This window comes from Candidatus Marimicrobium litorale, from assembly GCF_026262645.1.
GTDB lineage: Bacteria > Pseudomonadota > Gammaproteobacteria > Pseudomonadales > Halieaceae > Marimicrobium > Marimicrobium litorale.
This window is the reverse complement of record NZ_SHNO01000001.1, coordinates 862,177-886,095: the sequence shown is the minus strand read 5'-3', so window position 1 is coordinate 886,095 and position 23,919 is coordinate 862,177. Positions and strand designations below refer to the sequence as shown.

The following is a 23,919-nucleotide window of genomic DNA, read 5'->3' as shown; positions in this document are numbered from 1 at the left end:
CCCCGAATTTCTTGTAGATTCGCATCCTAAGCCTGCTCACCATGACTTGCAACCGGGGCGCTTTCCTGGGGAATGGCGCAGGCCCTCCAATAGGCGCCTTGGGTAATGTTTGGATCATAGGAATTATGACAAAAAAAAGCAGCACCGACCTCGCAGCGACACTGCACAATCCCTTCGCCCGGGACAATGAGAAAGAGTTCCGGGTGCCGGGGCAAATTGCATCGGAACCGGGGCCCTACGAGGAGTCCATGAAGGCGGGCTGGGAGCTGCAACAGCGCCCTCACGTCACCGCAGGCGTCAAGAACGTCCAACGTCAGCACCAGAAAGGCCGTATGACCGTATGGGAGCGAATTCGCTATCTGAGCGATGAGCCGCCGACAGTGCTCTATCAAAACTGGGGTCCGAATCTGGATGGTGCCTCGCTGGTAACAGCAGTGATCAAGGTCAACGGTCGGGACGTCGCCCTTTACGGCCACGATTTTACGGTGCGTGCTGGTTCTATGGATGCCACGAATGGCGCCAAACTGGCGCGCCTGTTTGAGCTCGCCGCCCAGCAACGTATTCCCGTTGTGGGCCTTAATGACAGCGCGGGTGCCTATATTCCAGCCGGTATCGGTGGACTTGACGGTTACGCCGAGGCATTTGCCGCGCTGCGTAAGATCAGCGGCATCGTTCCGAGCATTATGTGTATGTTTGGATTCAATGCGGGGGGCGGTTCTTACTTGCCGAGGCAGGGTAGCTTCCTGATTCAGCCTAAAGATACGTTTTTTGGTCTAACAGGCCCCGGCGTGGTCAAGTCAGTGCTGGGAGAGGATGTCACGCCTGAAGAGTTAGGGGGTCCTGGCGTCCACAGCCAGAGTGGAGTAACCGACTTTGTCGTGAAGGACGAGGTTGCCGCCCTGCGCAAGGTGCGTGAGTTATTGAATTACCTGCCTAGCTATAACGGCGAGATGTCTCCTCCCCAAGCCAGTTCTGACCCTTTTGATCGCAAGACCTGGGACATTGATATATTACTCAAAAAAGCATTTAACTCGCCGACGGGTTTTAACACGCCCATCGATATTACAATCCTCATACAACAGTTGTGCGATCATGGTGATTTTCTTGAGGTGCAGCCTGATCGTGCCCGCAACACGGTTTGTGCTCTTGGGCGAATGGGCGGCAATGTGATCGGGTTCGTAGCGAATAACTCCGCTGTAGCCTCCGGTCAGATCGATATCGATGCCTCATACAAAAATGCGCGCTTCATACGCTTTTGCAATCTTTACAACATTCCCATGATTTTTCTGGAAGACACCACCGGTTTTCTGCCAGGTAAAGAACAAGAGGCTGGAGGCATCGTGCAGGCAGGCAGGGCTATGTTGGACGCCATCGTTGACTTGCGAACCCCTCGATTCCTGGTTCTCGTGCGCAATGCGTTTGGCGGCGCGTACGCTTCGTTTAACAGTGTCCCCACGGGCGCTGACTTCGTGGTGGCCTTGCCTACAACCCGTGTGGCGGTCATGGGGCCGGCCGGGGTGGAGTACGTATACAAGGATGAGTTGCGCAAGATTCGCGGTTCAGTGAAGAAGAGGGTCGAGGCGGAGACGCAGGCTCAACTCTCTGCAGGCCTATCAAAAAATCAAGCGGCCGAGACAGCGCAGCAACTCATTGATGACTGGGTCAAGTCAGAAGAGGCGTTATTAGTGCAGCGCTATGAGCAGGAACTGATGAACCCTAACGAGGCGCTCAGCCTGGGGTCTATTTCCCAAATAGTTATGCCTTCAGATTTGCGACGAGTGTTGGCGGAGAATATGGCGTTTTATCTGCGTCGTTATCAGGCGGAGCCGCTGCAGGCAGTGCAGCGCGAATTCCACTAGTCGATTATTGCGGCACCGCAATAGAGGAAAATGTCGTGTCTAACGAATTTTATTTAAACAATCCGCTCGTGCATAGTGATCGCCGCTTGGGCCGAGCGACCTCGGCTTGGGTTCGGCAATTTGATTGCGGCGGAATTCGACCATTGATTATTTGCAGGGGGCCTATCCGCAAAGAGGCCATGGATACCTTTGCTGAGATGGGCATTGAGCACTTTGGTATATTGCTGTCGGAAAAGGACTCAATTGTTTACCGCAATGCACTGGCGCCTGAACTGCGATCGCTAACTAATCCAGACCGCGTACACCGCGTACCGGATTACAGCGGCGCAAACAAAGAAGAGCGTGAGCAACGTATTGAGCAGATCATTAATATCGCAAGAGATAACGATTATAACGCGATATTTGCTGGCTATGGTTTTATGGCGGAAGACCAAACCATGGTTGCCGCCATGGAGAAGGCTGGTCTGAATTTTATCGGTCCCTGTTCGCGCACGGTGCATGATGCAGGCTTAAAGGACGAGGCAAAACGTACTGCGCTCAAATGCGGCGTATCGGTAACACCCGGCATCGACAACGGCACCGCGCTTGCACTCCTGAAAAAGCACCCGGACGTTGCCGCGCTCAAGGCGCTGGTGAAGGCCCATGGGCTGAATGTGCCCGACAAAACGCTGGAAGACAGTCACGTCGAGCTGGCAGATAAAGCGGATATTGTTTTATCAGCCTCCTATGAGAAAGGCATAGATATTTACACGGTGGATGAGCTGTGTGATGCACTCACTGAGGCCGTTGATAAAATGACCGCAGAGTATCCCGAAAATCGGGTTCGTCTTAAGGCTATCAGTGGTGGTGGTGGCAAAGGTCAGCGTATTCTCGGTATTGGCGAATCGGCACGCACGCCAGAGATGGTGCGCGAGATTCTTAACGAGGTAAAAACTACCGGCGTAGGGGACAATAAAAATGTCCTCGTGGAATTGAATATAGAAACCACTCGGCACAACGAAATTCAGGTTATCGGTAATGGTGACTGGAGTATAACGATGGGTGGGCGGGACTGCTCACTGCAAATGCACGAGCAAAAACTGCTGGAGGTTTCAGTCACTGTTGAATCACTGCAAAGAGCTATTGATCAAGCTGAGGCTTCAGGTCAAACCGAGGAGGCTCGCATCCTCAAGCAGGATTTAAAAACATTGATAGCAATGGAGAATGAAGCGGCGGCATTTGGCGCTGCAGTCGGTCTGGATTCTGTTTCCACCTTCGAGTGTATTGTCGACCGCGATAAGCATTTCTTTATGGAAATGAATACCAGGATACAGGTGGAGCACCGCGTAACGGAGCTTTGTTATGCTTTACATTTCGTCAATCCGGACAACAGTGCAGACAGCTTTACCGTAGAGTCTTTGGTTGAGGCAATGGTCTTGCTCGCTGCTCACGGACCGAAATTGCCGAAGCCGACGCGCGTCCCACGATACAACGACAGCGTTGAAGCGCGTCTCAATGCGACCAATCAGGCACTTCAACCACATGCGGGCGGTGTCATTGAATCGTGGAGTGATGCTACCGAGCGCGAGATCCGTGACGATCAGGGAATCAGCCTGCACAATCCTGATACCGACGTTTTCATGAAATACACGCTGGCGGGCGCCTATGACTCTAACATTGCGCTGCTCCTCACTGTTGGGGAAACTCGTCTGGATACGTATGAGCAGATGGCAGAGACAATTCGTCAGACGCGAATGCGTGGCCAGGATCTGGCCACTAACCTTGAGTTTCACTACGGCCTGGTGAATTGGTTTATCGGTCAAAATATTAATGCGCGGCCCACCACGCGTTTTATCGTTCCTTATTTGACAGCGATAGGCGAACTGAAAGAGCGCGCTAACGATCTGGATGTGCGAATGGCCTATAAGACTATTTGCGCTAACGAGCTGTCGGAACTGCAAGGCGGTGAAGCGACATCTATGGCACAAGTGCTGCAGAGCAAAGAAAGCCTTTACCTTCGGCCTTTGGAATTGCTCATTAGTGAGCCTCATATCATGGCGGGATGGCTCAGCGTCAATCGAGACTGTTACACGTTGATCGACGGGAAAATTAGCTGGAACGAAAACCCCATCGCGCTATTGGCGGATACCTATCATTTTCTGAACATGGATTTTGTGCCTGGCGACAACCCTCCAGCCGCTACCATGATATGGGATCATGACAATGACATATTACAAGATGCGCTCAAATTTTATAACGAGCTAACTAACCGCCTCGATGCCCAGGACTGGGTGGAATTGAACACGTTGCTCGACGCGCAAGACCCGCCAAAAGGCCTTAGTAAACGTATCTGGAGACAGGTTCGCGCAGCCCATATTGGATTCCAGGCAGGTGCTGATGTGCTCGCAGCGCTGCCGAGCATTGCCGAGGCTACGGGCTACTACGATCTGACCGTTAACCCTAACCTGACTATCAATATACCCGAGCGTCTCACCGATGAAACGCATCAGGAGCTAATGGCCAAGGTGCTGGTGCCGCCGCCAGTAGCTAATTCGGATGAAATTCTTGCGGAGAGTGGCGGGATGTTTTATTCGCGCGAAACTCCAGAGCACGAGGTGTACGTAAGCAAGGGTGATCACTTCGAGGCGGGGGACCCGCTGTTTATTGTTGAGGTGATGAAAATGTTTAACAAAGTGTACGCGCCATTTTCAGGCACTATCAAAGAGGTGCTGGTAGAGTCGGATGGTATGATTATCAGCAAGGGGCAGACTATCTTCAAGATTGAGCCTGACGAGGTCTTGGTGCAGATAACACCCGAGGAGCAAGCGGCTCGGCGGAAGAACATAACCGGCCAGTTTTTGGCTCAGTTGTAGAGGACACAGGACATGATTACAGCACTGGACCATATAGCAATTGCCGTGCCGGATCTCGAGAAAGCCATTGCGCGTTTTTGTGAGGATTTCGGTCTCGATCTGGGAGGCACAGAAGATGTGGTGGAGGCCAAGACCAAGGCGGCGTTCATTCCCTTGCCACCTACGAATATCGAATTGATACATCCTTTGGACAATGAGGGTCCAGTAAAAACGTTTTTGGAAAAAAAGGGCGGCGGATTGCACCACCTCTGTTTCCGCTCGGATGATATTGAAGCAGACGTGCAGCGCTTGCGCGAGAAGGGTTACCAGTTCCTCTCTGAAAAGCCTTCGCGTGGCGCTCACGATTCGATGGTGATTTTTATCCATCCCAAGAGCTGTGATGGCGTGCTTATAGAAATCAATCAGCCGTCTGGAGACAGCCACTAAAAAGGCCGTGGTGTTTCGCCTTTCTGTATTCAAAGAGCACACCTCGGCGCGCACCGGCACCTTAGGGCGGCTTACTTTCAGCGCTTAATACCTTTTTTGGGGTACATCGAATGAGCAAAGATATTTACGATAAGTCAAGGGCCACCACAGCCGAATGGGCTGAGTTGGCCACGAAACAACTCAAGGGAAAGAGCCCGGATGAGTTGACTTGGCAAACCGCCGAGGGGATTCCAGTAAAAGCGCTTTACACCGAGGCAGACACCGAGGCGCTTGAGTACACTGATACGATGCCGGGGATGTCGCCCTACATTCGCGGCCCTCAGGCAACTATGTACGCTGGGCGTCCTTGGACAATCAGGCAATACGCGGGATTTTCGACGGCGGAGGAGTCTAATGCCTTCTACCGTAAAGCCCTTGCAGCTGGTGGTCAGGGTATTTCGGTAGCCTTTGATCTTGCGACGCACCGGGGTTACGACTCGGATCATCCTCGTGTCACCGGCGACGTTGGCAAGGCGGGCGTAGCTATCGATTCCGTCGAGGATATGAAAATCCTGTTCGATGAAATACCGCTCGATAAAGTGTCTGTATCCATGACAATGAATGGCGCGGTACTGCCGGTGCTTGCCGGTTATATCGTGGCGGCTGAAGAGCAGGGAGTCGCGCAGAAAGATCTTGCGGGGACCATCCAAAACGACATCCTCAAAGAGTTCATGGTAAGAAATACCTATATCTATCCGCCCGCGCCGAGTATGAAAATCATCGGCGACATTATCGCTTACTGTTCAGAACACATGCCCCGGTTCAACACGATCTCGATTTCCGGTTACCATATACAAGAGGCGGGCGCTAACGCGGCGCTGGAGCTGGCGTACACGCTGGCAGATGGCAAGGAGTACATCCGCACGGCTGTGAATGCGGGTCTTGGTATCGATGATTTTGCACCACGCCTGTCCTTCTTTTGGGGCATTGGTATGAACTTTTACATGGAAATTGCCAAAATGCGCGCGGCCCGCTTGTTATGGACGCGTATCGTTGGTGAATTCAATCCGCAGAACCCCAAAAGTTCTATGCTGCGCACGCATAGCCAGACATCTGGCTGGTCATTGACGGAGCAGGATCCATACAATAACGTTGTGCGAACCACTGTTGAAGCCATGGCGGCGGTATTTGGTGGTACCCAGTCTTTACATACCAACGCGCTCGATGAGGCGATCGCACTGCCAACTGAATTTTCTGCACGCATTGCGCGAAATACGCAGCTCATAATCCAAGAAGAAACAGGAATAACCAAGGTGGTTGACCCCTGGGGCGGCTCATATCTCATGGAAAGTCTGACGCAGGAGATCGCGGACAAAGCGTGGGAATTGATAGAGGAAGTAGAGGCGGCTGGCGGTATGGCCAAGGCGATTGAGACGGGTATGCCGAAGCTACGTATCGAAGAGGCTGCAGCAAAAAAACAAGCGCGCATCGATCGTGGCGATGATGTTATCGTGGGAGTGAATAAGTACCAGTTAGCGGAAGAGGATGACGTTGAAATCCTCGAGATTGACAATGACGCAGTGCGTAAGGCGCAACTGGAGCGGCTGGCGTCCATTCGCTCGAATCGCGACGAGAAAGCAGTGGAAGCTGTTCTGGAAGAGATACGGCAATGTGCTGCCTCCGGATCCGGTAACCTGCTGGCATTAGCCGTTGAGGCGACCCGGCGCCGTGCCACCGTAGGAGAGGTGTCTTTTGCAATGGAAAAAGAATTTGGACGTTTCAAGGCCCAGGCGCAAACGGTTTCAGGTGTTTACGGAGCTGCCTTCGATAAAGACGATTCATGGCGTGGGATTAGCGCAGAAATTGATATGTTTGTGGAAGAAAACGGTCGGCGCCCACGCATGCTGGTCTGCAAAATGGGGCAGGATGGACATGACAGGGGTGCCAAAGTAGTCGCCACCGCTTTTGCCGATGTTGGTTTCGATATTGATCTCTCCCCTATGTTTTCAACGCCAGAGGAAGTCGCTCGTCAGGCCGTAGAGAACGATGTGCATGTTGTTGGCGCCTCCTCTCTTGCAGCGGGACACAAGACGCTGGTTCCTCAACTAGTGGAAGAACTGAAAAAACAAGGGGCTGCCGATATTGTGGTAATCGCTGGAGGGGTGATTCCGAAGCAGGATTACGAGTTCCTGTTCCAGTCGGGGGTCAAGTGCGTCTTCGGTCCAGGCACACCGATTCCTCAGAGTGCTCGGGAGGTGCTTGATGCCGTCAAGGCCGCGCAGAATAAATAGTAGCGCTGACGAGCGCGCATGACGCGTTCCGAGCGTCTTCCACAATAAGCGTTCGATGGCGGCTCTATTGCGATGTTCAGAGCCCGCTTCAACAGGCGATTCCAACACGCGTATTTTCGCGATTATCTGCTTTAACATGCCGTTTACGCCGCTTGTTTATCGTTGAGGTGACAGTCGGTTTCTATCAGGTATTGCGCCAATTTGTGATGCGAAGCCGCAGTGACAGCCTTGCTTCGTGCTAGCATTTCCTAGTTGTGAACAGGAACGAGGCGTCAACGCACAGCAACCGTGTATAATCCAAGCCCTATGAAAAGTTACGAGATACAGCCAATCCTCGCCGGAAATCGCCGCGCTCTCGCCAAAGCGATCACGTTGATAGAGAGCACGTTGGATGCTCACCGGGACCAGGCGCAGGATTTACTGGAGAAACTTTTGCCCCATAGCGGCAACAGCTTACGCATAGGCATTACGGGAGTTCCCGGAGTAGGCAAGTCTACCTTTATAGAGGTATTCGGGCTTTACCTGATTGAGCAAGGCAAGCGTGTTGCCGTGCTGGCGGTCGATCCCAGTTCACCCATCGCAGGAGGCTCTATCCTGGGAGACAAGACCCGTATGGAAGAGCTGTCACGCCGGGAGGAGGCCTTTATTCGGCCGACTCCAGCTTCAGGCGCTCTCGGTGGCGTCGCGCAGAAGACCCGGGAGAGCATGATACTTTGCGAGGCTGCAGGCTATGACGTAATACTGGTAGAGACCGTGGGAGTAGGTCAGTCGGAATACCAGGTGGCTGGCATGGTGGACTTCTTTATGGTGCTCATGCTTCCCGGCGGGGGTGACGAGTTACAGGGCATCAAAAAAGGTATTATGGAGGTCGCCGATGCACTGGTCATCAACAAGGCAGATGGTGAGAGCGAATCTCTTGCGACGATGACGCAACGACAGTACATCAGCGCTATGAGCCTGCTGCGCCATACCAGTAGCTGGGAGCCTCGAGTGATGACCTGCTCTGCATTGCAGGGTGTCAATATCGATAGCGTTTGGGCGATGCTGTGTGAATTTCAGTCTGACGCTGATCGGGCTATAGCAACGAAGCGGTCTCGACAGAACAGTGACTGGATGAGAGAGTTAATGAATGAAATGCTGTTGCAGAAGCTATCGCAAAACACCGCGGTAAAGGCAATGTTGCCAGAGCTCGAGGAGGCCGTAGAGCGCGAGGAAGTAACTGCTTTTGCGGCGGTGCGCGCTGTCATGGCAAAACTGTAGTTCAGGCGAGTTGATCGCCGGTCGTGGGCGGTGGCTGCAACTCTATGCAAACCCGATAGTCTGTGGCGCATCGGGGTCGTCGGATTGCTTTATCGACTGTGCAGGAGGCCTACTGTGGGACCGCGTCGAAAAGTACTTGGATGTGGCTTGCAGGAATCGCATAGGTGATCCCGGACGGATTTTTTAACAGTGATTCCTTTGTCTTTTTTACGGCCACACTGTTAATAACGCCGATAACCTCGCCAGTTCCCGGCAGGTAAACAGGGCTTCCGCTGTTGCCAGGATACGCGGTCCCATCCAGTTGAAACACATCGTAAGGGTTGCGCAGGCGATGCCTCTGAGCCGGATTTATCGATCGCGCCTTCTCCATAGGGCGCGCCAAAGGCGAAATAGCGGCGACTATACCCCGGTGTGTAACCGGGTATAGGCCCAGCACAACACCAATCGGAAAGCCGGTAAACGCAATGTCTTGCCCCTCGCGAACGCGACTGGAGTCGCCTAGCGTCAAAGCGGGCAGGGCGCCTCCCTTGAAGCTGAGCAGGGCGAGGTCGTGCTCATGGTCGGTGCTGACCAGCTGGGCGAACCGGACGGTCGCATCTGTGCCATGTCCGGTGAATATAGCGAGCGATTGTCTGTTTTTCTGATCGAGTTTCATCGCTACAACATGAGCATTCGTAATTATTTGTTTGCCGTTTCCCACGACAAAACCAGTACCGTGGTAGGAGACAGTATCTCCCTTGCGATTGGGTTGACGGGGCGGGTAGGCGGTTCCAACGCCTACAATACTGGGGCGAATCCTATCGATCGTATCGGGCAGGCTATCAGCATAAGCGGGCTGCCAGACTGGGCCCAGTATCAAGGCACAGACAAGTGCGACGAGCGAAGATGCCGAAGCAGTTGGGGCTGCCCCTCGTGACCGAGCCCGAACGCGAAGTCTAGAAACCATACGCTTTCTTTAACGCGGGGTCGCTGTCTGCTATCAGCTTGGCCAGGTCTACCATTACCTTGCACTGTTTCCATGAAGCGTCGTCCTGCATTTTTCCGTCCACCATAACGGCGCCACTGCCATCCGGGAGCGCCTCGAGAACGCGTTTTGCCCAAAGCACTTCGTCGGCAGGTGGACTAAACACGGTCTTTGCTATGTCTATCTGGCTTGGGTGTAAGGACCAGGCACCGACACAACCCATCAGAAAGGCATTGCGGAACTGATCTTCGCAGCCTGTTGGATCATCAATCGCCCCGAATGGTCCATAAAAGGGCAGTGCACCAACACTGACACACGCATCGACCATTCGCCCGATGGTGTAGTGCCAAAGATCCTGCTGGTGGGCCGTGCGCGGTGCCTCGGGGTTGTCGGCATCGGGGTCGTCCCTGACCAAGTAGCCGGGATGACCGCCACCTATGCGAGTTGTCTTCATGCGTCGAGATGCGGCCAAATCGGCAGGCCCAAGGCTCATGCCCTGAATGCGAGGACTGGCATTGGCAATCGATTCCACGTTGGCCACGCCGAGTGCCGTTTCGAGAATACAGTGCAGCAGTATCGGTCGCTGGATGCCGGCTCGCGCTTCCAGCTGAGCCAACAGTTGATCAGCGTAGTGGATATCCCATGCGCCCTGAATCTTGGGCAGCATAATCACATCTATCTTGTCACCCACTTCAGTTACGATACGGTGAATGTCATCGAGAAACCAGGGGCTGTCGAGGCTGTTAATGCGTGTCCATAGCTGCGTATCGCCAAAGTCATTTTCTCTGGCGATTCGAATAAAACCTTCGCGTGCAGCCTCCTTGTTGTCGATAGCGACAGCGTCCTCCATATTGCCGAGCAAAATATCCACTCTGCTTGCGATACTCGGCGCCTTCTCCGCCATCTTGGGATTACTGGGGTCAAAAAAATGAATCATGCGAGAGGGGCGCACGGGTATATCCGCCAGGGGTTGCGGTGCGCCCAATGCCAAGGGCTTAAAGAAATCACGTGGACTGCGCATAAGGTATCTCCGCTGCTTTCTATGATTTGATAGTTGGGCTGCGATCGGCCAGTTGCCGGCGCAGTGCATCGTACTGCCGATAAAGATCAGGTATTTCTGATTGAATTTGTTCAACAATAGCGGCTTCGCCTCCCAGTCGCTCGACGCCGTGGGCACCGAACTCTTCCTGCAGGCGATTCACAATCCAATACGCCTGGTAGCCTCTGCGCCGGTGTTTCAGTAACTTGTTTTGCAACAGGGTCTGGAAGTGAGCTTCAAGACAATCTACCAGTTCGGAAATGCCGCTTCCCTGCGTGGCGGAAGTCGATAATACCGGCACGCGCCACGCACCATCCGGGTGCTCTGATGTCAGGGCGCCTGCGAGTTCTGATGCTGTGCGCGTCGCCATGGCACCCATATCGGCCTTGTTGACCACCAGTATGTGAGGCACCTCCAAAATGCCCGCTTTCAATGACTGGATGCTGTCACCTGATCCAGGTTGGGCGATGACGCAGGTGGTATCGCACATTCGAGATATATCGATTTCCCGTTGCCCGACGCCTACGGTTTCGATCATAACGATATCAAAGGCAGAGGCCATTACCTGGCACATTGGCCAGACCTCGGCGCTGAGACCTCCATAATGGCCGCGACTGGAGAGTGAGCGAAAGAATACGCCGCGGTCGTCGGGATTAGAGTGGAGACGCAGTCGATCACCCAGCAGAGCACCGCCACTGAGGGGGCTGGATGGGTCCACCGCCAAGACGCCGACAGTCAATCCGCGCCGTCGCCACTCGGTGATAAGGCAGGCGCCCAGGCTGGACTTTCCGACCCCCGGCGGGCCGGTCATGCCGATCATGTGCGCGCCAGGAGCAAGGGTGTCCCCCTGCAGCAGATGAACCAGTTCCGCCGACCGCGCCCGGGAGGAGTCTCTTCGATCATCCAGCAGGTTCAAAGCCTCTGCCAGAGCGCGCCGTTCTCCTCGCTGCACGCCCGCGGCAAGTTCGTCGACCTGGCGGCTATCGTCGGACTGAGAAGACAAGATCAGACGTCGGGCTCCAGCCCGTTTGTTTCGCGAATAATATCCACCATGCGATCCATGATCTCATTCATATCCACGTCCTTGGGCGTGAATACAGCTTTTAGGCCCTTTTTTATGAGGAGCTGTGCATCGTCCTCGGGGATAATTCCACCAAGAACTATCGGTATATCGCTCGCGCCAATGGCAGTGAGCTCCAAATGAATCGCCTCAACGAGTTCAAGGTGACTGCCGGAGAGAACAGACAGCCCGATAAGATGTACGCCTTCCTCCTGCGCAGCTCGCGCTATTTGGGCCGGCGTCAGGCGAATGCCTTCGTAGACGATTTCGAATCCGGCATCACGCCCTTTGACGGCGATCTGCTCCGCGCCGTTACTGTGCCCATCGAGGCCGGGCTTGCCAATCAGCAAGCGCAGTGGACGACCCAGTTCCTCACCTGTGCGCTGCACGCGAACTCTGGTGAGGTCGAGTGCTTCACTCGAGCCTTGCTGAGCGCGGTTGATGTCTACGCCAGTAGGAGCGCGGTATTCACCAAAAATCTGGCGCAGTTCCTCGCTCCATTCGCCGGTAGTGACGCCGGCTTTTGCGCAGGTGATTGAGGCGGGCATAATATTTTCGCCACTCTTGGCGGCCGCGCGCAACGCCTCAAGTGCGGCGGCTACGTCGATCTCGGAACGATTTGCCCGAAAAGCTTTCAGCGAGGCGATTTGTTCTTGCTCCACCGCACTATCCACATGCAGGATGCCTGATTCATCTCCCGCCGTAAGTGGTGATTGTGCGCTTTCTTTGAAGCAGTTCACGCCGACGATTGGCAGCTCGCCACTCTCTATACCAAGCATACGACGGGTGTGGCTTTCCACCAGTTCTCGCTTGACGTAGCCGCTCTCAATGCAGGCCACCATACCGCCGCGTGAATCAATCTCGCTCATTTCTTGTTGCGCACTGGCTATCATCTCTGACACTTTTGTCTCGATGACCGGCGAACCGTCCAGCAGGTCGCCGTACTCCAGTAAATCCGTTTCCAGCGCGAGAACCTGTTGCATACGTAGCGCCCATTGCTGATCCCAGGGGCGAGGTAATCCAAGTGCCTCGTTCCAGGCGGGCAACTGAATTGCTCGGGCCCGGGCATTTTTTGACAGTGTGACGGCCAACATCTCAAGCACAATGCGCTGCACGTTGTTTTCTGGTTGTGATTCAGTTAAGCCGAGCGAATTAACCTGTACGCCATAGCGAAAGCGACGTTTTTTGGGGTCTTCCACCCCGTAGCGCTCGCTCGCCAGGTCATCCCACAGCTGCACAAATGCGCGCATTTTGCATGTTTCTTCGACAAACCTGATGCCTGCATTGACGAAAAAAGAAATCCTGCCCACGACGTTGTGGAAGCGATCTGCGCTGACCTGACCGGAATCGCGCACTGCATCGAGAATGGCAATCGCGCTGGACAGGGCATAGGCAAGTTCCTGCGTCGGCGTGGCACCTGCTTCTTGCAGATGATAGCTGCAAATATTGGTCGGGTTCCATTTCGGTATATGTTCGACCGTATACACAATAAGATCAGTCGTGAGGCGCACCGAGGGGCTGGGCGGAAAAATATAAGTCCCCCGCGAAAGGTATTCCTTAAGTACGTCGTTTTGTGTGGTGCCTTGCAGGCTCGCAGGATCAACACCCTGACGCTCGGCGACCGCGATGTAAAGGGCCAGCAACCAAGGTGCCGTGGCATTGATTGTCATCGAAGTATTCATTTGGCCCAGGGGGATCTCGTCAAACAGCGCTTCCATATCGCCGATATGATCGATGGGCACACCAACTTTTCCGACCTCACCTCTGGCAAGGGGATGATCGGAGTCATATCCGGTTTGTGTTGGCAGATCAAAGGCGACTGAAAGGCCTGTCTGGCCTCTACTTAAATTGGTGCGGTAAAGCTCGTTAGAGGCCCGGGCCGAAGAGTGGCCGGAGTAAGTACGCATCAGCCATGGGCGGTCACGCTGAATCGTTTCCTTGATCACCGGTTCATTCCTCACTGAGAACGGCGCGTCAGCAACAGGCGCCTTTCGATTTCAAATATCTTATCACTGATTTTTTCTTTGCCGAGGGCGCGCTTGCTATCTTCTTTTATAAATAAATCCTCTGCGTATTTATCGAGCGCAGCGGCGGCCGTCAAATTTTTCACCCCTATCAATTGAGTTGTCACGATACCATAGCCATGCAGACCTGCAGCTTCTTCTACCGCGAGGACGCGACTCAGCGCGCCCAGGGTATCTCCTGCGAAGACCGGTTGGGTGTGGTAGCCCTCTGTGAAGCCCAGCTCCCAGACCGAACGTTCGCTGATATCCCTGCTTGCCAGTCCCTCCAGCCATGCAAATACGAGTCCCCCGTATACAATAGGGTTGCCGCTCATTTTGCCACTCAGCGACCGTGAGTATTCTCCATCAAAGTGCAATGGGTGGCTGTTGCCTACAAGATAAGTAAGGGCCATGTGCTCTTCGGTAATGGAGCGGCCGTTGGCGTGTACAATTATATCGCCGCAAGAGAAGTCTTCGACAGCGGTGTTCGGCCCGCTGAGAACTCCGGTTACTGCAGCCCCCGAGAGTGGAAGGTCAACCTGCGACAAAGGCTCGTCAGGGAATGGCATCGAGGGTGTGGCTGCCGGAGTTGTGGGCAATCGGTCGCCGCGCCAGGCCACCATGACCTTGCGTTCGTATTGCAGCACGACATTATTGGTCTGGTTGACACCCACTGTGCGAATACGCGCAATACCGGGCTTGTCCGGTCCACGGTCCTTACGCTCCAGTACCCGAGTAAAGGCTCGCAGTGTATCGCCGGGATACACGGGGCGCAGAAACTGCACGTCATAGTAGCCGAGGTTCGCAATGGCTTTCTCGGAATCGTTTTGCACGCCGAGTGAGAGGACAACATTGAAAACCATTTGCGGGCTGGCTGGCAGATCGGAAAAACCGAGCTCAGTGGCATACTGGGCATTCAAGTAGAGTGGGTTGGCCTGCATAAAGGTGCGCGAGAATAGGAGTATGTTGCCGCGTGTGAAGGTAAAGCCGCGCGGGTGCTCAAACGTTTGTCCGGGTTCAAGTTCATCCAGATAACGACCATACTGCGGCCTGCGCACTCGCTCTAAATCCACGTCGACAGTCGGAGATAGTTCCTGCTGCGACGGCAAATTGACAGTAATGCTCACGGGTAGCCCCTTATGCCGTCTTTTCCAGAAGAGCTCTGGCGATTACCTTCAGCGCCAACGTTTCCTCCGCGCCCTCAAAAATGGATAGCACGCGAGCATCAGCAAAGTACCGGCTTACCGGCGTTTCTTCAGCGTAACCCATGCCGCCATGAATTTGCAGCGCTTCCCTGGTTAGCCATTCTGAAGTCTTGCTTGCGAAGATTTTCGCCGCGCTGGCCTCCATATCGCCCTCACCGGAGTCCATTAGCTTCGCCACATCATAGGTAATTTGTCGGCAGGCTAGCAGTCGGGCGCCCATGTAGGCCAGTTTGACCTGGGTTAGCTGGTAGTTACCAATCGGTTCACCGAATACTACCCGCTCACCGGCGTAGGAGAGCGACTTGTCAAACGCTGCTCTCATCAGACCGACCGCACGGGCTGCTGTTTGAATACGCCCGCCCGCGAAGCCGGCCATGGCGTAGTAAAACCCCTTGCCTTCACCTGCCGCGCCTCCCAACATATTGTCTGCCGGCACAAAAAAATCATCGAAAAATAGCTCAAACGAATGCATGCCGCGGTAGCCCAGGGTCGCGATAGCCCGTCCTGTTAGCTTACCGCCGCTATTTTGCATCACTTCGAATTCATGGCCATCGCTGGACGGTTTTTCAACGAGAAACATTGATAGACCCTTATGCCCGAGCGAGGCGTCGGGGTCAGTTCTGGCGAGGACCAGAAGAACACCTGCTTTTCCACCGAAAGTACACCACGTTTTGGCGCCGTTCAGTGTCCATCCACCCTCGGTCGCTTCCGCCTTGAGTTTTACTGCCGCTACATCCGAGCCGTAGTTGGGTTCTGTGACGGCAACTGCGCACAGCGGGTCGCCCACAGCGAGGCGAGGCAGCCAATGCTGTTTCTGAGCTTCAGTGCCCCCTTTGAGAAGCGCTCTGGACAAAATCTCCGGGCGCGTGATCAGGCTGCCGGCACCGCCCAGTGATCCCCTTGAGAGCTCCTCGGTCACCACGATCATTCCTAGTGTGTCTTCCTCATCGTTTTCCTGCAGGCCGCCGTAGCTCTCGGGGATAGACAGGCCGAACATGCCCATCTCTCGCAAGGGGTCGAGGATGGTTTCGGGGATAATCAGGTCTTCTCGATGAATTTTTTCCGCCAGCGGCATTACCACATCATCGGTAAAGCGTTGAAAGGTATCGCGCATCATGGTGTGGTGTTCGCCCAGTAAGTCCGGGCCCAGGTCGCCCTGATTTTCCTGCAGTTGGCGGCCAATTTCGGCGATATTAGCCGACGCCATCTGAGTCGCAATGAAGTCGCAGAGCGCTGCGTTGGTCTCTATCTCCAGAATAACGTCCATTTCGAGTCCGTAATCCGCCGGGCGGAGACGTAGACGCCCAAGGGCAGAGGACAGGGTTTCAGCACAAAACAGCGCCGTTAGCCGCAGGGACAAATCACATTGACCCTCGGCCTTGACCCGTGCAGCGTGGGAAAGCATGAACGTCGCTGCCGTGCATTCGGACCAGCAGAGGGCAATGTCGTAGCAGGCCAGTTGATGACGGTCCAACTTTGACGGTGAAAGTTTACCGTTTTCGCTAACGGTCGGCTTCAGACCGGTAAGGGCCTGATCAATCAGAGTGGAAAGTGCTGCGATAGCGGCTTGTGCCTGGCCCAGCGCATGGTCTGGTTCCGGGAATTGAAGTGACATAGAAATCCTGCCTGATAAGACGCCGGTGAGGCTGACGCGACATGGCGATAGTGGTTCAATGAATCAAACCGCGATTTTAGTGGCTCAGTGTCGATTAAACAACTAGAAGGCACGAGTAAATGACTGGATTATCTTGCCCGCTGTTCGCTCACTTTTGTATGCTGTGTGTCCCACTACTCGAAACAACCACGGTTAACCCAAGGAATCAGACCATGAAGATCAGGCCTCGCCGCTCGCTGTTATATATGCCGGGGTCCAATGCCCGGGCTCTGGATAAGGCCCGGTCGTTACCTGCAGACGGCTTGATCCTCGATCTTGAGGACGCCGTGGCGCCCGATGCCAAGGAACTGGCGCGAGAGCAGATCGGTACGGCGTTGGCGGAAGGAGGCTATGGCCATCGCGAGCTTATCGTAAGGATTAATGGACTCGATACCGAATGGGGGCATGACGATATCGCCGCGGTCAGTGGCTTCGCTACGGCCCCCGATGGTTTGCTGGTTCCCAAAATCAATTTTGCAAGCGATGTTACCGACGCTATCGCGGCCATTGATGGAGCTGGTTGCTCAAAGAACATTGGCATCTGGCTGATGGCGGAAACACCCCATTGCATGCTGAATATCGGTGAAATCGCCGCAGCGCATCCTCGCGTCGTCGGCATGGTAATGGGCACATCGGATCTGTCGAAAGATACGCGGGTTCGCCATACCCGCGATCGCCTCGGCTTTATCGGTGCGTTAAACCTCTGCGTGTATGCCGCGCGGGCTCACGAGTTGACCATAATCGATGGCGTACAACTGGATCTCGAAGACGAGGAAATGCTCCGCTACTCCTGCGAGCAAGGGCGGGATCTTGGCTTCGACGGCAAAAGTTTGATACACCCCAAACAAATCGCTGTCACCAACGGCACCTTCGCACCCGACGCGGCGGAGATCACTGCAGCGCGTGATGTAATCGCTGGCTTTGAAGAAGCGCAAGCGCAGGGTAAGGCCGTCGTTGTGGTCAAGGGTCGGCTTGTTGAAAATCTGCATGTAGAAGAAGCTCGGCGGCAACTTGCGTTGGCGGAAGCAATCGAACAAATGACCTGAGTGCGTTTAGCACTCAAACCATTTTCTAACGCGGTGTCAAAACGTGCTTGTTATCGACGGCTGAGTTTTCGGTCTGCAGTCGGTTTATCCAGGCCTGCATGAGTCGCAGGTCGTGCTGCTTTTTTTGCGTTTGATCGGGTTTGGGTTCGGTGGCTATGGTCTAAACGTTTTTGTTTTTACAGTGGTTATTTTTTCTGCTTCGCAGATTGGCGTTTCTAGTGGGGACGTGGATTCAGGTATCATCGGTGCCGCGCTCAGTGGGCGGTTATAAGCATCGACTGCTTCAAAGCATGAATTTTTCACGCTTGGGTACTATTGTTCAGAGGCGCATGGATCGGAGCTCGGGATCTTCTGCACTCAAGCGCCATAGGACATCGAAAAACTCGAGGTGGCGCTGCGTTGCCACGCGGGAATCGGGTTCGTAGAAACCACCTGAATGATCTTTGCCGTGTCTGTAAAGGAGCCCGTCATGATCCCGGATTACCACAGTTTCGCCGTTCCAGTCTGGATGCTCTTGCAGCGAGCGTAATGGAACAGAGCTGGGCAGTCGTCTCGCTAACGCAAGTAGCCTGTGACCGCTCCTGAACGCCATACGAGTGTCGCTTACCAGAATGCGAACCTCAGTTTGACGAGTATCCCGGGCCAGGGCGCTGACAGCATTAGTCAGGTCATCGGTATTAAATACAGCCGGATCGAGGTTGGGACTGAGTATACGTATACACCGAGTCGCGCTGCGGCAAAGCGACACCGCGAGCGCATCGAAGGGTTTTGGATATTCGACTCCGGATGCGTATTCCTCATTGGACATGGATCACACCGGTTTCTAGCAGAAATTCAAACAGCGCCGATCTATCATTTGGTGCTTTATTGTTCTTTGATTGTTCGATCCGGAACGAGCCGTTACCGCATAGTTGTTCAAGAATGGGAATAACTGAGGCTGCGAACGTTCGGCTAACACCATTGGCATAGACCTGTACAGCATTGTTCGGCTGATGTTGCCAAGCCAGACGTGCGGCGCCCAACAACTCGACCTGAGAAAAACCGCTGGCCCAATACGCTCTCGCGTCGCCATCCAGCGGAGGGGGTTCGCTGCGGGGCTCAGTAACCAGCTCGCCAAACCAATGCTCATCTTTCACCGATTCCAAAGCTTTGCGCATGGTTTCCCGAACCTGGTGCACGTCCTTGGCAGAAATCTCCCCAGGACGGATTGAGGTATCTCGTTCCGGGTCTTGATAAAACTCGGCGCCCTCAATAGATTCGACCAGCTGGTCAGCCCATCGTGACACCATATCTAGGATTCGTGGAGCACGGAAACCCAGTGAAAAAGTCGTGCATTCTCCCCGAGCTACGCCCCAATGAGCGAGACCTGGGGGTACGTAGAGCATATCGCCGCACTGCAAAAGAAATTCTTGCTTAACTGTAAATTTCTCCAGAATACGCAGCTCATCATGGGGCAGCAGACGGCTGGACTCATCACAGTTTTGGCCCAGCTGCCACAGGCGCTCGCCTTCGCCCTGCAGCAAAAACACATCATAATTGTCATAGTGAGGTCCGACGCTGCCCCCGTCTGCTGCGTAACTCACCATCACGTCGTCTGCACGCCATTGAGGGATGAAATCAACCATCCTCCGCAGACCCTCGACGTCGGGAATATAATGGTCGACGGATTGCACCAGCAGTGTCCATGGAGCAGACCGCTGGTAGGCGTTATCGGCAAACGGGCCGTGCTCCAGCTGCCAGCGCCCGTTGTGTTGTTCGATAATCCGCGCCTCCACCTCCTCTTCCATAGCAAGGCCGGCGAGTTCATTGGCATCAATGGGCGGCACAAACCCCTCAATAGCCCCCCTGACCAGCAGAGGCCTGCGCTGCCAGTACTGCTCAAGAAAAGACGCCCGGTCGAGATTGAGCTGCCAACGGGGACTCATTGTTTTATAAATCGATGGCTTTGGCTTGGGCGATTGCGTTGCCAATATAATTGTGGGGTGTCAGGGCGAGTAACTCGTCTTTTGCGGCTTCGGGCAGATCCAGTGCGTGAACAAATTGCTGGATCGTTTGCTTGCTCATGTCTTGCCCTCGAGTGAGTTCCTTGAGCTTTTCGTAAGGCTTTTCAATGCCGTAGCGACGCATGACGGTTTGGATTGGCTCGGCCAATACTTCCCAGCTGTTTTCGAGGTCTTGCGATAGGCAGTCTTCATCCAGCCGCAATTTAGCAATTCCCTTGGCAGTGGACTGATAGGCGATCAAGCTGTAGCCCAGACCGACACCCATATTGCGCAGGACTGTGCTGTCGGTGAGATCCCGCTGCCAGCGGCTTACGGGTAGTTTGGCACCGAGGTGAACGAGGATCGCGTTAGCCAGTCCCAGGTTGCCCTCCGAGTTCTCGAAGTCGATAGGATTAACCTTGTGCGGCATGGTGGAGGAGCCGATCTCGCCTTCGACAGTTTGCTGGCGAAAATAACCGAGGGAAATATAAGCCCAGATGTCACGATTAAAATCGATAATAATCGTGTTGAAGCGAGCAATGGCATCAAACAACTCGGCAATGTAGTCGTGGGGTTCAATCTGAGTGGTATAGGGATTAAAAGTGAGGCCCAGCCCCTCCACAAATTGCTGCGCTCCGGCCTGCCAGTCCACCTCGGGGTAGGCGCTCATATGAGCATTGTAGTTTCCCACGGCGCCGTTGATCTTGCCCAGGTATTCGACAGTCGTCAGGTGGTTAAGCTGACGCTCCAGACGTGCTACGACGTTCGCTATTTCTTTGCCCATGGTGGTGGGGCTTGCCGTTTGCCCGTGGGTGCGCGATACCATGGGCGACTCAGCCGTGCTGATCGCGAGGGCTCGCAAATCGTTACACAAGCCCTGCATAGCGGGCAAAATCACTTGAGTAACACCGTCCTGCAGCATCAGCGCATGGGACAGGTTGTTGATATCTTCCGAGGTGCAGGCAAAATGCACAAATTCGCCAATGGCCTGTAACTCTTCATTACCACCGAACCGTTCCTTGATAAAGTATTCGACAGCCTTCACATCATGATTGGTAGTTTGCTCGATTTCCTTGATGCGAAGCGCATCATCGAGACTGAATGACAGGGCCATGCTCTCGAGTTGTTGCTCTGCGGCATCAGAAAAAGGCGGTACTTCAGTGATGTCAGGTAGCGCGGCCAGGTGTCGCAGCCAGCGCACTTCGACCAGCACGCGCCGCTTGATCAGGCCGAACTCACTGAAGAATTCCCTTAGTTCAGCGGTTTTACCCCCATAGCGGCCATCGACAGGGGAGACCGCTGTCAGTGTCGAGAGATCCATGATTGACTCCTTGCTTAAAGCACGCAGTTTACACCACGCCCAGTCCGCGTGACAGGCTTTGGGACGCTTGCAGAAGCTTCCTGCGTCGCAGCAGTAATGACCAGCGGCGCCCGCCCAGCTGGCGCCAGAGGAAAGCAGCTCTTATGCCCGATAGCAGCAGGGCGCGAATGATATCCGCGTTACGGTCGTCCTGAAGGTGTTGCGGACTTCCGGTCACCTTTATGCGAAAGCGTTGCTTGCTTAGAGTATCCTGATAAATGCCTGAAACGCTTTGGCAGAGTTCATTTACATGACTGGAGAAATGTTCAGCCCGGAAGCTGGTGTGCTCCAGCCGAGCTCTTACGACTGACATCATTTCCTGATTCGCGGAAAATTTACGTTCGAGGTATAGCAGACTGAACACATAGCGCGTTAGATTTTGGTTTTCTGTGGCGTGCTTGTCGGCGAGCAAGGAGCATAGATTATGCAGTCCTAGCTTGACACCGCTTATGCCGTTGTACAAATCCTCTGCGCTGTCGGGTTCAAATACAAACAGGCTGTGCACCGAGGCCTCTACAAAATCGGGGGGGTAACTTCCCGTTTTGGATATCTGGTCTACCAGTCGCGCTGCCTGTGCCACACCGGCAAGTGCGACGGCCTGCTGTTGCAGTTGTGAGAGAACGTTTTTATCCATTCAGTTGTGATCTCTTTACACGTTTGTCGAGAGCTGCCCACGGGGCTGCGGCTATGGTGAGTGATAGTGCCGCTGCGGTGTATCGCGCCAACGGTAGCATGCACCAATAACGCTCAATGGTCGATCGGTGGGTGTGGCTATCACTGCAGCGCAAGAGCACTTGTCCGGCAAAATGGCCTAGGTTTCGGTGTGTTCTATGACCCCTCCGCCGAGACACAGGTCACCCTGGTAGAAGACCACGGACTGGCCGGGCGTAATAGCCCTCTGCGGTGCGCTAAATGTCACGCGGTACCCGCCGTGCTTGAGTGCCTGCAGCAAGCAGTCCTGATCGGGCTGTCGGTAGCGTACCTTCGCAGCGCACTTCATTGGCAGGGCCGGTGGTTCACCGGCTACCCAGAATATCTCGCTTACTCGGAGCCCTGATTTAAACAGGGCGGGATGGTCATTGCCCTGAGCCACACGCAACACATTGTCTTCCAGATTTTTTTCCACCACGTACCAAGGGGCCTCGGCATGGTTGCTTCGCCCGCCGATGCGCAGGCCCTGACGCTGGCCTATGGTGTGGTACATAAGCCCCTGGTGGGTGCCCAGGCGCTCACCGTTGAGGCTGTGAATCTGACCGGGCCGTGCGGGTAAATACTGCTTTAAAAAGTCGCTAAAGCGGCGCTCGCCAATAAAGCATATGCCGGTGGAATCTTTTTTCTTCGCTGTCGTTAACGCGTTTTTTTCAGCGAGAGCACGCACGTCCGACTTGTCTGTTTCGCCCAAAGGAAATAGCGTCATGCCCAGCTCACGACAGCCGACTGCATGCAAAAAATAACTTTGATCTTTATTCCGATCCAAACCTTTGAGCAGAGTGGTGCGTTGCCCGGATTCTCCGCGTCGCACATAGTGTCCTGTGGCTATGTGATCAGCTCCCAGGTGCAAGGCGTACTCCAAAAACGCGCGGAACTTGATTTCACGGTTACACAGTATATCCGGATTGGGCGTCCGACCGGCCTCATACTCCGCCAGGAAGTGCGCGAACACGTCATCCCAATACTCAGCGGCGAAGTTCGCACCGTGCAAGGGAATATCCAGTGCGTCAGCGACTGCGCGCGCATCAGCAAAATCCTCCTTGGCGCTGCAGTATTCAGTCCCATCATCCTCTTCCCAATTTTTCATGAAGAGGCCCTCCACCGTATAGCCTTGCTCTTTCAACAAAAGCGCAGTAACGGAGGAATCAACGCCACCGGACATACCAACTATGACTTTACTCGCGCTATTCAGGCTCATCGATTTTGTATCAGGTCCAGGGGGTAGCAGAGACCGCCGCGGTGGCGCTCAATGACCTCAAGTACGACTGGGCTACGCAGTTTATCAGAGTAGTTGCGAATTTCCTCATAGGAAAGCCAGTGCACCGCGTGGATGTCTGGATCTATCGTTGCTCCCGTGACCCGATCGAGTGCATCGGCGAGAAAGGTCGTGCGAAAATACGTATTGCCCCGTGTTGGCACGCGATAGAGGCTCAGGCCGATAACCCCCCGCAGTTGTATTCGCCAACCGGTTTCCTCCAGCGTCTCGCGGTGGACCGCCTCGATAAGGGATTCGCCATCCTCGAGATGTCCCGCAGGCTGGTTGAATACCATCTCCCCGGTGGCTTTGTCGCGCTCCTCGACCATCAGGTAACAGCCATCTCGCTCTACGACGCACGCCACCGTGGCATGTACAGCCCAGTTCTCCACTTAACGTCTCCCGCGTCTGTTTTTGACTGGCAAGCGCGCCTCCAGTTCGCTGAAATGGCCGGGTGGCAGGCCGTCAACTGTCCACTGGCCGATGCTTACGCGCACCAATCGCAGCGTGGGATGGCCAACTGCGGCAGTCATGCGGCGGACCTGTCGATTGCGCCCTTCGTGAATAGATATCTGCAGCCAACTGTCAGGCACGGTCTTGCGCACTCTTATCGGCGGGTCGCGCAACCACAGGTCAGGGGTCGCTATCCGTGACACCCGCGCGGGGCGCGTCAGTCCGTCCTTGAGCGTCACTCCCCGTGTCAGCTGTTCCAGCGCACGCTGATCGGGCTCGCCCTCCACCTGTACATAATAGGTCTTCCACAATGTATGCTCCGGGCTGGTGATCTGCTGCTGTAAGATCCCGTCGGCGGTGAGTAACAGCAGTCCTTCTGAATCGTAATCGAGGCGACCTGCTGGCCTGAAACCGGGCGCTTTCAGGTAGTCCGAAAGGGTCTTTCTGCCAGCGTCATCCGTGAACTGACTGAGCACCTGAAAAGGCTTGTTGAACAACAAGATAGCTGACATTTTAAAAG

General features: G+C 54.5%; 19 protein-coding genes. 6 read left to right on the top strand and 13 right to left on the bottom strand.

Going from position 1 to position 23,919, the window contains the following annotated elements; all coding sequences use genetic code 11:
* Positions 1-125: 125 nt before the first annotated feature.
* The 5 genes from EYC82_RS04025 to meaB (EYC82_RS04005) all read left to right on the top strand — a co-directional run bounded on the left by EYC82_RS04025 (position 126) and on the right by meaB (EYC82_RS04005) (position 8,667).
* On the top strand, positions 126-1,859 hold the full coding sequence (locus tag EYC82_RS04025; protein WP_279248262.1) for an acyl-CoA carboxylase subunit beta: 1,734 nt from the start codon (positions 126-128) through the stop codon (positions 1,857-1,859).
* Between the two features lie 35 nt (positions 1,860-1,894).
* Entirely contained in the window at positions 1,895-4,711 is a 2,817-nt protein-coding gene (locus tag EYC82_RS04020; protein WP_279248261.1) for an ATP-binding protein, read from the top strand.
* A 12-nt stretch (positions 4,712-4,723) separates the two neighbouring features.
* Complete coding sequence (mce, locus tag EYC82_RS04015; RefSeq protein WP_279248260.1) at positions 4,724-5,137, top strand: methylmalonyl-CoA epimerase; 414 nt, start codon at positions 4,724-4,726, stop codon at positions 5,135-5,137.
* A 110-nt stretch (positions 5,138-5,247) separates the two neighbouring features.
* Positions 5,248-7,407 (top strand): methylmalonyl-CoA mutase, encoded by a 2,160-nt coding sequence (gene scpA, locus EYC82_RS04010; protein WP_279248259.1) that lies wholly within the window; start codon positions 5,248-5,250, stop codon positions 7,405-7,407.
* 306 nt (positions 7,408-7,713) lie between these two features.
* A complete protein-coding gene (meaB, locus tag EYC82_RS04005) occupies positions 7,714-8,667 on the top strand; it encodes a methylmalonyl Co-A mutase-associated GTPase MeaB (protein WP_279248258.1) in 954 nt (317 codons plus the stop codon).
* Between the two features lie 109 nt (positions 8,668-8,776).
* On the opposite strand, the gene EYC82_RS04000 is transcribed toward meaB (EYC82_RS04005), so the two are convergent.
* The 6 genes from EYC82_RS04000 to EYC82_RS03975 all read right to left on the bottom strand — a co-directional run bounded on the left by EYC82_RS04000 (position 8,777) and on the right by EYC82_RS03975 (position 16,553).
* Complete coding sequence (locus EYC82_RS04000) at positions 8,777-9,526, bottom strand: S1 family peptidase (RefSeq protein ID WP_279248257.1); 750 nt, start codon at positions 9,524-9,526, stop codon at positions 8,777-8,779.
* Between the two features lie 76 nt (positions 9,527-9,602).
* Complete coding sequence (locus tag EYC82_RS03995; protein ID WP_279248256.1) at positions 9,603-10,652, bottom strand: HpcH/HpaI aldolase/citrate lyase family protein; 1,050 nt, start codon at positions 10,650-10,652, stop codon at positions 9,603-9,605.
* Between the two features lie 19 nt (positions 10,653-10,671).
* Positions 10,672-11,673 (bottom strand): methylmalonyl Co-A mutase-associated GTPase MeaB, encoded by a 1,002-nt coding sequence (gene meaB, locus EYC82_RS03990; RefSeq protein ID WP_279248255.1) that lies wholly within the window; start codon positions 11,671-11,673, stop codon positions 10,672-10,674.
* 2 nt (positions 11,674-11,675) lie between these two features.
* Entirely contained in the window at positions 11,676-13,676 is a 2,001-nt protein-coding gene (locus tag EYC82_RS03985; protein ID WP_279248254.1) for a methylmalonyl-CoA mutase family protein, read from the bottom strand.
* Positions 13,677-13,687: 11 nt separating this feature from the next.
* Positions 13,688-14,860: a MaoC family dehydratase gene (locus EYC82_RS03980; protein ID WP_279248253.1), complete on the bottom strand. Its 1,173-nt coding sequence runs from the start codon at positions 14,858-14,860 to the stop codon at positions 13,688-13,690.
* A 10-nt stretch (positions 14,861-14,870) separates the two neighbouring features.
* Complete coding sequence (locus EYC82_RS03975) at positions 14,871-16,553, bottom strand: acyl-CoA dehydrogenase family protein (protein WP_279248252.1); 1,683 nt, start codon at positions 16,551-16,553, stop codon at positions 14,871-14,873.
* Positions 16,554-16,765: 212 nt separating this feature from the next.
* On the opposite strand from EYC82_RS03975, the gene EYC82_RS03970 reads away from it, so the two are divergent.
* Positions 16,766-17,638, top strand: a complete 873-nt coding sequence (locus EYC82_RS03970) for an HpcH/HpaI aldolase/citrate lyase family protein (RefSeq protein ID WP_279248251.1) — start codon at positions 16,766-16,768, stop codon at positions 17,636-17,638.
* Between the two features lie 319 nt (positions 17,639-17,957).
* Here the strand turns inward: EYC82_RS03970 and EYC82_RS03965 are convergent, their stop codons facing one another.
* The 7 genes from EYC82_RS03965 to EYC82_RS03935 form a co-directional block, all read right to left on the bottom strand.
* On the bottom strand, positions 17,958-18,446 hold the full coding sequence (locus EYC82_RS03965) for a DUF7931 domain-containing protein (RefSeq protein ID WP_279248250.1): 489 nt from the start codon (positions 18,444-18,446) through the stop codon (positions 17,958-17,960).
* Positions 18,436-19,563, bottom strand: coding sequence for a cupin domain-containing protein (locus EYC82_RS03960; protein ID WP_279248249.1), 1,128 nt, complete (start codon positions 19,561-19,563; stop codon positions 18,436-18,438). Before EYC82_RS03960 ends, EYC82_RS03965 begins: the two co-directional genes overlap by 11 nt.
* 4 nt (positions 19,564-19,567) lie before the next feature.
* Entirely contained in the window at positions 19,568-20,941 is a 1,374-nt protein-coding gene (gene purB, locus EYC82_RS03955) for an adenylosuccinate lyase (protein WP_279248248.1), read from the bottom strand.
* Positions 20,942-20,969: 28 nt separating this feature from the next.
* Positions 20,970-21,614 (bottom strand): high frequency lysogenization protein HflD, encoded by a 645-nt coding sequence (gene hflD, locus EYC82_RS03950; RefSeq protein ID WP_279248247.1) that lies wholly within the window; start codon positions 21,612-21,614, stop codon positions 20,970-20,972.
* 177 nt (positions 21,615-21,791) lie between these two features.
* Positions 21,792-22,889 carry a tRNA 2-thiouridine(34) synthase MnmA gene (mnmA, locus tag EYC82_RS03945; RefSeq protein WP_279248246.1) on the bottom strand — a complete coding sequence of 366 codons (1,098 nt, stop codon included), beginning with the start codon at positions 22,887-22,889 and terminating at the stop codon, positions 21,792-21,794.
* The gene (locus EYC82_RS03940; RefSeq protein WP_279248245.1) at positions 22,886-23,338 is read right to left on the bottom strand and encodes an NUDIX hydrolase; all 453 of its coding nucleotides are present in this window, start codon (positions 23,336-23,338) and stop codon (positions 22,886-22,888) included. Before EYC82_RS03940 ends, mnmA begins: the two co-directional genes overlap by 4 nt.
* Entirely contained in the window at positions 23,339-23,911 is a 573-nt protein-coding gene (locus EYC82_RS03935) for a pseudouridine synthase (RefSeq protein WP_279248244.1), read from the bottom strand. It abuts the gene before it with no gap.
* Positions 23,912-23,919 lie beyond the last annotated feature (8 nt).

Coding starts and splice junctions, on each gene's coding strand:
- EYC82_RS04025 (WP_279248262.1), top strand. CDS start 126: ATGACAAAAAAAAGCAGCACCGACCTCGCAGCGACACTGCACAATCCC.
- mce (WP_279248260.1), top strand. CDS start 4,724: ATGATTACAGCACTGGACCATATAGCAATTGCCGTGCCGGATCTCGAG.
- scpA (WP_279248259.1), top strand. CDS start 5,248: ATGAGCAAAGATATTTACGATAAGTCAAGGGCCACCACAGCCGAATGG.
- meaB (WP_279248258.1), top strand. CDS start 7,714: ATGAAAAGTTACGAGATACAGCCAATCCTCGCCGGAAATCGCCGCGCT.
- EYC82_RS03995 (WP_279248256.1), bottom strand. CDS start 10,652: ATGCGCAGTCCACGTGATTTCTTTAAGCCCTTGGCATTGGGCGCACCG.
- EYC82_RS03975 (WP_279248252.1), bottom strand. CDS start 16,553: ATGTCACTTCAATTCCCGGAACCAGACCATGCGCTGGGCCAGGCACAA.
- EYC82_RS03970 (WP_279248251.1), top strand. CDS start 16,766: ATGAAGATCAGGCCTCGCCGCTCGCTGTTATATATGCCGGGGTCCAAT.
- EYC82_RS03965 (WP_279248250.1), bottom strand. CDS start 18,446: ATGTCCAATGAGGAATACGCATCCGGAGTCGAATATCCAAAACCCTTC.
- EYC82_RS03960 (WP_279248249.1), bottom strand. CDS start 19,563: ATGAGTCCCCGTTGGCAGCTCAATCTCGACCGGGCGTCTTTTCTTGAG.
- purB (WP_279248248.1), bottom strand. CDS start 20,941: ATGGATCTCTCGACACTGACAGCGGTCTCCCCTGTCGATGGCCGCTAT.
- hflD (WP_279248247.1), bottom strand. CDS start 21,614: ATGGATAAAAACGTTCTCTCACAACTGCAACAGCAGGCCGTCGCACTT.
- mnmA (WP_279248246.1), bottom strand. CDS start 22,889: ATGAGCCTGAATAGCGCGAGTAAAGTCATAGTTGGTATGTCCGGTGGC.
- EYC82_RS03935 (WP_279248244.1), bottom strand. CDS start 23,911: ATGTCAGCTATCTTGTTGTTCAACAAGCCTTTTCAGGTGCTCAGTCAG.